9 protein-coding genes and 1 pseudogene are annotated in these 12013 nt (G+C 52.1%); 3 read left to right on the forward strand and 7 right to left on the reverse strand.

Features of this window, described 5'->3' with window-relative positions; all coding sequences use genetic code 11:
- Positions 1 to 7 precede the first annotated feature (7 nt).
- The 3 genes from ygjR to ygjP all read right to left on the reverse strand — a co-directional run bounded on the left by ygjR (position 8) and on the right by ygjP (position 2345).
- Entirely contained in the window at positions 8 to 994 is a 987-nt protein-coding gene (gene ygjR, locus AABJ99_RS03490) for a Gfo/Idh/MocA family protein (protein WP_039021415.1), read from the reverse strand.
- A gap of 78 nt (positions 995 to 1072) precedes the next feature.
- Positions 1073 to 1765 (reverse strand): SanA/YdcF family protein, encoded by a 693-nt coding sequence (gene ygjQ / locus AABJ99_RS03495; RefSeq protein WP_039021359.1) that lies wholly within the window; start codon positions 1763 to 1765, stop codon positions 1073 to 1075.
- Positions 1766 to 1841: 76 nt separating this feature from the next.
- Positions 1842 to 2345 carry a M48 family metallopeptidase gene (gene ygjP / locus AABJ99_RS03500; RefSeq protein WP_001295542.1) on the reverse strand — a complete coding sequence of 168 codons (504 nt, stop codon included), beginning with the start codon at positions 2343 to 2345 and terminating at the stop codon, positions 1842 to 1844.
- 84 nt (positions 2346 to 2429) lie between these two features.
- Between ygjP and rlmG the strand changes: the two genes are divergently transcribed.
- From rlmG to higA, 3 genes are all read left to right on the forward strand, one after another.
- Positions 2430 to 3566 carry a 23S rRNA (guanine(1835)-N(2))-methyltransferase RlmG gene (gene rlmG, locus AABJ99_RS03505; RefSeq protein ID WP_039021360.1) on the forward strand — a complete coding sequence of 379 codons (1137 nt, stop codon included), beginning with the start codon at positions 2430 to 2432 and terminating at the stop codon, positions 3564 to 3566.
- Between the two features lie 284 nt (positions 3567 to 3850).
- Complete coding sequence (gene higB, locus AABJ99_RS03510) at positions 3851 to 4165, forward strand: type II toxin-antitoxin system toxin HigB (protein ID WP_000550189.1); 315 nt, start codon at positions 3851 to 3853, stop codon at positions 4163 to 4165.
- Positions 4162 to 4578, forward strand: coding sequence for a type II toxin-antitoxin system antitoxin HigA (gene higA, locus AABJ99_RS03515; RefSeq protein ID WP_000560266.1), 417 nt, complete (start codon positions 4162 to 4164; stop codon positions 4576 to 4578). The genes higB and higA overlap by 4 nt, the downstream gene beginning before the upstream one ends.
- A 44-nt stretch (positions 4579 to 4622) precedes the next feature.
- Here the strand turns inward: higA and fadH are convergent, their stop codons facing one another.
- The 4 genes and pseudogenes from fadH to ygjI form a co-directional block, all read right to left on the reverse strand.
- A complete protein-coding gene (gene fadH, locus AABJ99_RS03520) occupies positions 4623 to 6641 on the reverse strand; it encodes an NADPH-dependent 2,4-dienoyl-CoA reductase (RefSeq protein ID WP_039021361.1) in 2019 nt (672 codons plus the stop codon).
- Between the two features lie 323 nt (positions 6642 to 6964).
- A complete protein-coding gene (gene ygjK, locus AABJ99_RS03525; RefSeq protein WP_039021362.1) occupies positions 6965 to 9316 on the reverse strand; it encodes an alpha-glucosidase in 2352 nt (783 codons plus the stop codon).
- A 16-nt stretch (positions 9317 to 9332) separates the two neighbouring features.
- Positions 9333 to 10403, reverse strand: a complete 1071-nt coding sequence (gene ygjJ, locus AABJ99_RS03530; protein ID WP_039021363.1) for a protein YgjJ — start codon at positions 10401 to 10403, stop codon at positions 9333 to 9335.
- 133 nt (positions 10404 to 10536) lie between these two features.
- Positions 10537 to 11971, reverse strand: a pseudogene (gene ygjI, locus AABJ99_RS03535) (amino acid permease).
- Positions 11972 to 12013 lie beyond the last annotated feature (42 nt).

Consider the following 12013-nt stretch of genomic DNA (forward strand, 5'->3'; position numbering starts at 1 on the left):
TTGGCTATTATAGTTTTACGCTATCTGCCGGAAAAATCACCCCGGTCTGGCGGCGGATCTCGGTCAGCAGCCTGGCGGTGATACGACTGACCGCCAGCCCTGGATGATCTACCAGATGTTCATCCACCAGGGTAGCGAACAGCTCTGCTTCGTACAGCATGGTATTAATATGCTGCGGTTGGGTAAGATCCTGCATCTGGCTGCCGCGCGGCACATAGCAAACTTTCTGGCATTCAGACAGTTTTTCAATCACCAGCGATCCCGCTTCGCCCTGAATCTCACTTGCCAGCACAGAATCACTGACCTTTGAGTGCTGCAAGGTAACGCTGAAATCACCGTAATCCATCACCACCACGCCGTGGGCATCCACACCACTTGCCAGCAAACTGGCGGTTGCCTGCACGCTTTTCGGTTCACCAAATAACGCCACCGCCGACGCCAGACAGTAAAAGCCGATATCCATAATTGAACCGTTGGAGAATACCGGATTGAAGGTGTTGGGATTCTCGCCGTCCAGATAACGTTGATATCGCGAGGAATATTGGCAATAGTTGAAAAAGACTTTACGCAATTTGCCAACTTTCGGCAGTACCTGCCGTAACAAATGGAAATTCGGCAGGCTGGCGGTTTTAAATGCCTCAAACAGCACCACCTGATTTTCCCGCGCACAGGCAATGGCGGCATCCACTTCCGCCAGATTCGACGCCAGCGGTTTCTCGCAAATCACATGAATTTTATGGCTAAGGAAAAGTTGTGTCTGGGAAAAATGCAGGGCATTCGGGCTGGCAATATACACCGCGTCAATGGCATCGCTTTCTGCCATCGCTTCCAGCGATGTAAACAGATGCTCGACAGAAAAATCATTGGCGAAGTGCTGGGCCTGTTCAAGGCTGCGGGAATAGACAGCGGTTAACTTGTATTTACCGCTCTCATGGGCGGCCTCGACGAACTGGCGGGTGATCCAGTTCGTGCCAATCACAGCGAAACGTATCATAACGCGTGGATACTCCATAAAGGGATTCTGCCGTCAATGTAGCACGCCTTTTTCATCTTCGACGTGCGCAGATACGCATTATTCTTTCGCCGGACAGCCATGCTCGCTAAACGGCCCAATCATGACCGACGGCCCGAGATATTTCGGCTGTCGATGGAGGATTTTCGCGTCAATCACTGCGCTGACGCGAGCGAGTTTCTCCCGCAGCTGAGTATAAAAACCATGTTTCATATTCAGGTCTGGTGCGTTAAACCCGATGGCATCGATGCCGTACTGTTTTGCCAGCCAGATGGCGCGTTGGTTATGAAATTCTTGCGAAATAATAGTGATATGGCTTTCACCAAACACCTTTTTGGCACGCACCACCGAATCAAGCGTTGAGAATCCGGCATAGTCGCAGAAGATGACTTTTGCGGGTACGCCTTTAGTGATCAAAGCCTGCTGCATGCCTGAGGCTTCATCGTAATTTTTACGTCCGTTATCGCCGCTCACTAGTAGCCATTTCACTTTTCCGGCGTGGTACAACTCTGCTGCGGTATCAATACGTCGGGTAAAGTAGCGATTACCCGGCCTCGCTCCCAGCAACAAACCCACGTTACGCGCCGGAACGGCGTTGACATTGCTCCAGGTCAGCTGCTTGCTGGCGTTGACCATAACGCGATCGGCAATAAAAATGGTCGCTCCTGCTATAAGCAACAATAAACAGCCAAGCTTTAGAGTCCGGCGAGAAAAACAAATACGGAGAAGAAGGCGGGTAAAGGCGCGCAGCATGGTCGTTATCCTTAACGAAAGGGGGGAGGTCGATTTTAGGCGCTAAAGGAAGAAAAGATAACGCCTGACATCATTTTCAGATTTTGTCCTGCCCAAGCGACAACTGCGTTAGCCACAGACGAGTGTCGAATTCAAGCTGGTGGTACTGCGGTTCCATATGACAGCACAACTGGTAAAACGCTTTGTTGTGCTCTTTCTCCTTCAGGTGCGCCAACTCGTGCACCACGATCATGCGCAAAAACGGTTCCGGCGCGTTGCGAAACACGGTAGCGACGCGGATCTCTGCTTTTGCTTTCAGCTTGCCGCCCTGCACACGCGAAACAGCGGTATGTAACCCGAGCGCGTTTTTCAGCACATGGATCTTGTTGTCATACATCACTTTATTGATCGGTGGAGCATTACGCAGAAACTGATTTTTCAGATCCTGAGTATATTGCCAAAGGGCTTTATCGGTGGCGTAGTCGTGCGTTCCTGGATAGCGTTTTGCCAGCACATCGCCCAGACGCTGTTCATTAATCAGCGTGCGCACCTGGGAAAGCAACTGTTCGGGATAACCCTGAAGATAAGTAAGATTGCTCATAACCGCCCACGAAAAAGAGAAAAAGGGTATACTCACGCACCCTTTTCAGGGGCAACGTCGAAATTTTATCATTCAGGAGGGCCGATGAGCCACTTAGACAACGGTTTCCGTTCACTGACACTACAACGTTTTCCGGCGACGGATGACGTTAACCCGCTACAGGCGTGGGAAGCGGCAGATGAATATTTGCTGCAACAGTTGGACGACACAGAAATCCGCGGCCCGGTGTTAATCCTGAATGATGCCTTTGGGGCGTTAAGTTGTGCGCTGGCGGAACATAAGCCGTACAGCATTGGCGACTCATACATCAGCGAACTGGCGACGCGCGAGAATTTACGCCTCAACGGGATTGATGAATCGAGCGTGAAGTTTCTCGATAGCACCGCTGACTACCCGCAGCAGCCTGGCGTAGTGCTGATCAAAGTGCCGAAAACACTGGCATTGCTGGAACAGCAACTGCGCGCATTGCGCAACGTGGTCACGCCGGATACACGTATTATTGCCGGTGCTAAAGCCCGTGACATTCACACCTCCACGCTGGAACTGTTCGAAAAAGTGCTCGGCCCGACCACCACCACGCTGGCATGGAAGAAAGCGCGCCTGATTAACTGCACTTTCAACGAGCCGCCGCTGGTTGATGCACCGCAGACCGTTAGCTGGAAGCTGGAGGGTACTGACTGGACTATCCACAACCATGCGAATGTCTTCTCACGCACCGGGCTTGATATTGGCGCGCGCTTCTTTATGCAGCATCTGCCAGAGAATCTCGAGGGTGAGGTTGTCGATCTCGGTTGTGGTAACGGCGTTATTGGCCTGACGCTGCTTGATAAAAACCCGCAGGCGAAAGTGGTGTTTGTCGATGAATCACCGATGGCGGTTGCTTCCAGCCGTTTGAATGTTGAAACCAACATGCCAGAGGCGTTGGATCGCTGCGAGTTTATGATCAACAACGCGCTCTCCGGCGTGGAGCCTTTCCGCTTTAATGCTGTGCTCTGCAACCCGCCGTTTCACCAGCAACATGCACTGACCGATAACGTTGCCTGGGAAATGTTCCACCACGCGCGCCGCTGCCTGAAAATCAACGGCGAGCTGTATATCGTTGCCAACCGTCACCTGGATTACTTCCATAAACTGAAGAAAATTTTCGGCAATTGCACCACCATCGCTACGAATAATAAATTTGTGGTGCTGAAAGCGGTGAAACTGGGGCGTCGTCGGTAAGATTGGGAGTTACCTGCCGGATGCGGCGTAAACGCCTTATCCGGCCTACGTTCAGCACATTACCCCCAGGTCGGATAAGACGCGGCAAGCGTCGCATCCGGCAATGTCTGCCCAGTTCTGGAATCGCGCTTCCATAAAACAAAAAATCCCTGTCACCATCCTCTACATTCTCTTGTTTAGCGTTTTTCTACGTTTATTCTTCCGTCACACAGATAAATTCATCCGTTGCCAATCTGTCAACGGATGTTATCATGTTGCCAATTTGTCAACGGACGTGATGAAGAATGCACCTGATAACTCAAAAAGCATTGAAAGATGCTGCGGAAAAATACCCGCAACATAAAACGGAGTTGGTGGCTCTGGGGAACACGATTGCTAAGGGATATTTCAAAAAACCTGAGTCATTAAAAGCAGTATTCCCTTCTCTGGATAACTTCAAATATCTGGATAAGCATTATGTTTTCAATGTCGGGGGCAATGAATTACGTGTTGTAGCAATGGTCTTTTTTGAATCGCAAAAGTGCTACATACGTGAAGTTATGACGCATAAAGAATACGATTTCTTTACCGCCGTTCATCGTACTAAGGGGAAAAAATGATTGCGATTGCCGACATCTTACAAGCAGGAGAAAAGCTAACTGCTGTGGCACCTTTTCTGGCGGGTATTCAGAACGAGGAACAATACACCCAGGCGCTGGAACTGGTAGATCATCTGCTGCTCAACGATCCTGAAAACCCCTTGCTGGATCTGGTGTGTGCCAAAATAACCGCGTGGGAAGAATCAGCGCCCGAATTTGCTGAATTTAATGCCATGGCTCAAGCCATGCCTGGCGGTATAGCTGTGATTCGTACCCTTATGGATCAATATGGTTTAACCCTTTCCGATCTGCCGGAAATTGGCAGTAAATCGATGGTGTCACGCGTTTTGAGCGGGAAGAGGAAATTAACGCTGGAACACGCTAAAAAACTGGCAACGCGATTCGGCATTTCTCCCGCCTTGTTTATTGATTAACGCGACGTGCCGGATGCGTCGCATCCGGCGCTTCAAACAACGATTTAAATCTCCAGCGCCAGCCGTGTTCCCTGCGCGATCGCCCGTCGTGCGTCCAGCTCCGTAGCCACATCGCAACCGCCGATTAAATGCACGGTTTTTCCTGCATCGATTAAGGGTTGTGCCAGCGTGCGGTTTGGTTCTTGCCCCGCGCAGATCACCACATTGTCCACGGCTAATATCTGCGTTTCGCCGTTGATCTCCACATGCAGCCCTTCATCGTCGATCTTCTGGTAACTTACGCCTGGGATCATTTTTACACCTCGTGAGAGCAGGGTGGTGCGATGGATCCAGCCCGTAGTTTTGCCCAACCCTTGCCCTGGTTTGCTGGCTTTGCGTTGAAGCATCACAATCTGTCGCGGGCTACGGGGGATCTGCATGCCTTGCGGGCTTAACCCACCACCCTGTTGCAGGCTACTGTCGATTCCCCACTCTTTACAAAACTCGGTGATATTCTGGCTGGTGGACTCCCCTGGCTGACTCAAATACATCGCTGTATCAAAGCCAATCCCACCACAACCAATGATGGCGACGTTGTTGCCCACCGGCGCTTTGTCGCGCAGTACGTCGAGATAACTCAACACCTTCGGATGATCGATCCCGTCGATGGGCGGAATGCGCGGTACGATCCCACTGGCGAGGATCGTTTCATCGAACGCCTTTAACTGATCTGCGGTCACGGTGTGATTAAGTTTCAGTGTCACGCCAGTCACTTCGATCATCCGGCGGTAGTAGCGCAATGTTTCGTAAAATTCCTCTTTGCCGGGGATCTGTTTGGCGATATTAAACTGCCCGCCGATCTCGCTATGTGCATCAAACAACGTTACCTGATGACCACGCGCCGCCGCATTGATGGCAAACGCCAGCCCCGCCGGACCTGCGCCGACCACCGCCAGATTTTTTTTCTGCACGGCGGGAAGGATCGGCATTTTGGTTTCGTGGCAGGCGCGAGGATTCACCAGACACGAGGTGACCTTGCCGACAAAGATCTGATCGAGACAGGCCTGATTGCAGCCAATGCAGGTGTTGATCTCATCGGCTCGCCCCGATTGCGCTTTTGACAGCAGCTCCGCATCAGCAAGAAACGGTCGCGCCATCGATACCATATCGGCATCACCGCGCGAGAGAATATCGTCGGCAACCTGCGGATCGTTAATCCGGTTGGTGGTCACCAGCGGCAATGAGACGTGACCTTTCAGTTTGCGTGTGACCCAGCTAAATGCGCCGCGCGGCACTGGCGTGGCGATGGTCGGAATCCGCGCTTCATGCCAGCCTATTCCAGTGTTGATAATGGTTGCGCCCGCCGCTTCAATGGCTTGCGCCAGTTCTACCGTTTCGGTAAAAGTCCCGCCGCCTTCTACCAGGTCGAGCATCGACAGCCGATAGATAATAATGAAGTCGTTGCCGACGCGCTCGCGCACCGCACGCACTACTTCGACGGCAAACCGCATCCGGTTGCGGTAATCGCCGCCCCACTGGTCACTACGCTGGTTGGTGCGCAGAGTCAGAAACTCGTTGATCAAATACCCTTCGGAACCCATCACCTCTACGCCATCGTATCCGGCCTCCCGCGCCAGTTGCGCGCAGCGGGCGAAATCGTCGATCAGTCGCAGGATCTCTTCATGGGTGAGTTCATGAGGAACGAAACGGTTGATGGGGGCCTGCAACGCGGAGGGCGCTACCAGATGCGGCTGGTAGCTGTAGCGTCCGGTATGCAAAATTTGCAGGGCGATTTTGCCGCCTTCCTGATGTACCGCTTCGGTAATGGTGCGATGGTGTGGGATCTGGCTGGCATCGTTGAGCATTGCGCCACCTTCCATGCCAACGCCTGTTAAATCAGGTGCAATACCGCCGCTAACGATCAGCGCCACGCCGTGACGGGCGCGTTCAGCATAAAACGCCGCCAGCCGCTCGGCACCGTCCGGGTATTCCTCCAGCCCGGTGTGCATTGAACCCATCAACACGCGGTTTTTTAACGTGGTAAAACCTAAATCAAGCGGGGCAAACAGCGACGGGTAGCTCATAAATTATCCAGTATGTAAAATAATTGTTATGTGGTCGGATGAGTTCTAATTTAGCCGTCGCCGGGGAAAAGGGAAAAGGGGAATGCGGGGTTTGTGATGGGAATCAAAAAGAATACGCTGGTGGTAATGCCGGATGCGACGCTTGCCGCGTCTTATCCGGCCTGGGGGATTGCACATGTAGGGCGGATAAGGCGTTTACGCCGCATCCGCCAGTGGCGCGGTGCAGATGCCGGATGCGACGCTTGCCGCGTCTTATCCGGCCTGGGGGAACGCACATGTAGGGCGGATAAGGTGTCCACGCCGCATCCGCCAGCCGTTGCAAATTACTGCTTACGGAAAAAATCGTTATACAACATATACAAATGTGCGGCACTCCAGGAGAAATTTGGAGCCCCTTGCTGTGCACCTGTCAGCGGGTTGTAATTCTCCTGAATCGGACCGTCGGCGGTTAATCCTTTTGCATGCTGGAAGAACGTATCCGCCAGTTTCAGGGCATCATCGCGATAACCGTAACGCTCCATTCCTTTCAGACCAAACCAGAACTGATCTACCCATACGCGCCCGCGCCAGTAGATATCCGCGCCAAAAGCCGGGTTGGTTAACGCCGCCGTTCCCAGCGGTACAAAGGTGTTGAACTCTTTGGTGTCCAGCATCACCTTCACCACCGCGTCGGCATTGGCCTGCGTTGCCGCACCGTTAAACAGCGGCGACCAGCCTTCCGGCCCTTTACCGCGCTCAACAATCGGTTTGCCCGCACAGCCGTTCGCCAGCGGTTTATCTTCAATGCGCACGTCATAGTAGAACTGCGTGGTCGGGTCGAACATACAGGTATTGATGTAGTCCGCGAGCTGCTGCGCCAACTGGCGATAGCGTTTGGCCTCTTCCGGCTTACCGAGGATAGTTGCCATCTCTGCCAAATAATGGTTATCGCTGTACATATAGCTGGCCTGATCCACCGACTCCTGCAATAGCGAGTAGCCCAGCAACGTTCCGTCCTGGCTGCGGTTCTCGGCGAATTTCACCGTCCAGTCGCTACGTTTGCCGCCGTTAGCGACATATTTATCCAGCTGTTCCTTGTCGATAAACCCAAATACGGCGGCGTCATCACGGCCCGATTCCCACGACGCAGCAACTTGTGCCGGAATTTCCAGACTGTCGTACTGGCCTTTCTCCACCACGCGGGCGTAGTTGTTCAGCCCAGACAGCGTCTCTTCTTTATCGCCTTTTTTCACCATAAACAGCATCTCGCCGCTCTTGGTGTTATGGGCTTTATCGCGGGTCGCGCCATATTCCGGCACGCCGTTGCCGTTATGATCGCGGTTACGTAACCACCAGTCGTGATAGGCCACCAGCTTCGGGTACATCTCTGCCAACCAGGCTTTATCCTGGGTGACGTTGTACACTTCCATTACTGACCAGGCGGCAAGGCTGGGTTTGGTATTACGTTCGTTCCAGTTGCCGCCATCGCCGCCACGCTCGGGGCTAAGGTTCCACGCTATCAGGTCGGGGACAAAGCCCACATCCTGCGGACGCACGCGGTCGCCGGGCTGGATCTGCCAGGAGAAGACCGCGCGGATATTCTCTTTGGCGATCTCCGGATTGAAATGCGCCATCGCAAACGCCTGTTTCCAGGTATCCCACGGCCAGGTCTGATTGCCGGAGAACCAGCGTCCGGTCACCGAAGGTGTGACGGTATTAAATTTCACCGCCCCGCCCGGTGAGCGCCAGTTACCGTTGAGTGTTTCGATGGCTTTCACCGCGACGCGCGTCTGTTCCGGCGTCGCATCCGGATTGGTTAACCCTTTCTTCAGGTACTCTTCCCAGCGTTGCTGCGAGGCGGTGAGATAAAACGCCGGACGCGCCAGAATATCGCGGATCTGCATTTGCTCTTTGCTAACTTCCTGAGCGGTCAGCAGGTGGGAGTAGGTGGTATAGAGCGTCGTCGACCCGTTGATATGCGCCTTACTGGTAAAGTGATTACCGTTGATTTCAGTCTGCACTGGCAGGGATTTATGCACCTGATATTCTGATTCGCCAGAGGTCAGCAGATCCCAGGTGGCACGCACTTTGCCAAAGGTGACTTTCAGGCCATCACGGGTGGCGCTGATTTTGCGCTGATAATCAGGATACTCGCCAGCAATGGTTTTATCGGAAAGCGGTTTCCCTTCTTTCGCTTCCAGTTTTTCCAGTAGTTCGCCGTCCCACACCAGATCCAGCGGTTTATTGCTGGTGATTTTAGTTTCCAGTAATGAGGTACGCGGCGTGGCGAAGCGCAGAGTCATTTCGACCTGCACATCTTTTGCTGTCATTTTTTGTACCAGCGCGCCGGGAATACTGTATGCCTCCAGCGTGAAATTGACTTTCTTGCCGTCCTGCCAGACGGTCAGGCGGTCGAAATTGCTGGCCATAAAGTTGATGTATTCTTCTGTCAGCAGCGCAACGCCTGGAAAACCGCCCATGGTGTTCGGTCCGTCTGGCAACAGATGACCATGCCAGGCTCCGAGATCGAAAAACGGATTAAAACGCTGGTGATCGTCGTAATCGTAATCCTTCATGTACTGCGGCGCGCCAGTACGGTTAATCACGTTTTTATAATTGTCGGCGTTAGCGGCATGGGCGGAAAAACTTATCAGCAGAGCGCAGGTTACTGGCGTTAAAATAGTTTTGATTTTCATGAAATTACAGTCCTTATTACCAGTAGAAATATTGCATCAGGAAGAGTTGGTCGCTGGGATCGTTAGAGGCATTTTTCATGTAGAAGCGGCTATCAAAAGCCGTTGCGAAACGTCCGCCGCCGTATTCGTACCAGATACCAAACTGCATGAAAGAGGTGGTTTCATCGTCAGCGTGGTCAGGGCGATGTTTGGCGTAGGTGTAAGCGGTAGAGAGATAAATCCCCTTGAACGCTTCATACATGGCGCTCACCATCATCCCACTTTCACTTCCCGGTACGTCCAGCCCGTCGGCGCGTCCGGTATGGTGCCAGGCGCGAGCGGCAAAGTTAGGGGTAAGCAGGCCCGTCAGATAGAGTTGTCCTGTGCCGTCGGTGATTTCCAGACCGTTCATCCAGGTGATGCCTTCGGCAAGGTCATACTGGATGTAACCGTTCATCATTGCCGGATAGGTGTATTTGTCGTCGTAGCGATCGTATTTGCCAAAATGTAGCCAGGCTTTGCTTTCGTCATGATGTCCGGCAGGTGTGGCGGTGACGCTATAACGAAAGTTGCCGGTTAAGTTCTGTACCTTCAGCGCGGTCATAATGTCGCGGGTATTGGGAATGACGTAGCCCAGATCGGGCGTGAAATCGCCCCACCATTGCAGGTCATCCAGCGAGGAATCCTGACGCAGACTGAGCATGATTTCGGTGCCATCATTGGTACGATAACCGCCATAGAAACGGTTAATCCCACCTTCGAAACCACCCCAGCTATGGTCAGGCACCCAGGCATTACCGTCGTGGTCGGCCTGCACGGTCCAGCCTTCGCCGTAAATCAGGCCGAACCAGGAGCCGTACTTCATCTCCAGGCCACCCTCTATATAGGTGCCATCGCTGTATTTATGTTTATTCTCACCCTCTAAATCCATATATCCACCAACCCCTAATTCGCCGTAAAAACGAAATGAAGGAGAAGATGTCGAGGTCATTGCGGGGGTTTTTGTGTCGTCATGTTCTGCCGGACGTGCTTCTTCAGCAGCCGCAGAAAAGGCGTAGCAAAACGGCAGAGCAAGTAATGCTCTGCATGGTGCAGTGATTAATTTCATTGTGTTAATCCATGAGCTAAAGAAAAAGTACAGCCTTTTATCGTTGTAATTATAAAAATATAAAGGCAGAAACTATTTTCCCTCTCCCCTTCCAGGAAGAGGGAAAATGCCTGCTCATTTTTTATTATTCTGCTTAATCAACATTGCTGGCTGGCGTCGCTTCAATATGGCGCTCTTCAGCCGTTAATCCCTTTATATATTTACTTACTGTATTTCCACCACGCAAAGCCGAGGAAGATAACAATACCGCCGACGTTATAAAAAATGATGGTCAGAATATTCGCGCCAGTCGGGAATGTCGAAGCGACAAACCCTACGGCAAATATCGCAATCAGCATTGAAACAACGATAATACCTGTGCGGCGGGAGCCCATACGGAAATCGCGTGGCAGGTGATCTAATTTGGCGCGTAAATTCAGGTAAGCCAACATGATGAATAACGGTGGAAGCATGGATGCTGCGGCGGTCATATTAATAATGGTATTCATCAGATCTTGCACGGTATTGGAACCGAGCATCGGGATAATCATCAGCGGGATGACAATCAGGAACTGGATCCATGCCGCGCGCGCCGGAACGCCGTTTTCGTTCAGTTCGACGGTTTTCTTACCAAAGATGCCTTCCGGGATTTCGGAGAAGAAAATTTTTACCGGCGTTGCGGTCCACATCAGCAGGGAGCCGAACATTGCGGTAAAGGACACCAGACCGACAAAGCGATTCATCAACGCTTCCGGCAGACCAAAATACGCCGCCATGCCATGGAATACCTGCACCGATCCGCCGGTAAACTTCAACTCTTTGCTGCTGACGAAGACGTTAATCAGCACCGAGGAGACGGAATATAGTACACCGATAAAAATCCCGGCGAGAATGATCACTTTAACAAACGATTTTGAACCGCCTTTGACGTCGTTAACGTACACCGCGACAGATTCCGCGCCACCTGCGGCCATAAAGATCCAGGTAGTAACGCCGAGGAACGCCCAGTTAAAGTTAGGGATCATCGCGTCAACGGTGATCGGATCGGCAGGCTGTACGCCGCCAACCAGCGCCGTGCCTGCCAGTAAAATGTAGGAGAGCGTTAACAGCAGCATCAGCGTTGAAGTGACGGAGGTGATTGGCCCCAGCATTTTCGCCCCGTTGGTGGAAACCCAGGTGGAGAAGGCGAACAGCACCATACTGATAATGGTGGTGGCAACCGGCGTCATAATATATTCGTAGCCGAGGAAAGCATACGAGGCGTAAGCAATAACGCGCGGTAATAATGAGGTGAAAAAGAACAGGTTTACGAACCAGTAGGTATAGGCAGTAATAAATGCCCAACGTCCGCCCAGCGAACTTTTTACCCACGCGTAGACACCGGCTTCCGAGTTTTTATTTAACGAAACAAATTCTGCGATGATCAGACAGAAGGGAATAAAATAAAAAATCGTCGCGAGGAAAAACATTGGTGCTGAGGCCAGTCCAAGCTCAATATTATTGATAACGTTGTTAAAGCTGTAAACGGCGGCAAAAGTCAGCGAGAGCAAGCCGAATTTGCCGATTGTATTACGTTTGGTATCAGACATAACACATCTCCGAAAATGAGTAGGGTAGCGGTGGCGGCAAAC

This window comes from Escherichia coli, from assembly GCF_036503815.1.
Taxonomy (GTDB): Bacteria; Pseudomonadota; Gammaproteobacteria; order Enterobacterales; family Enterobacteriaceae; genus Escherichia; species Escherichia coli_F.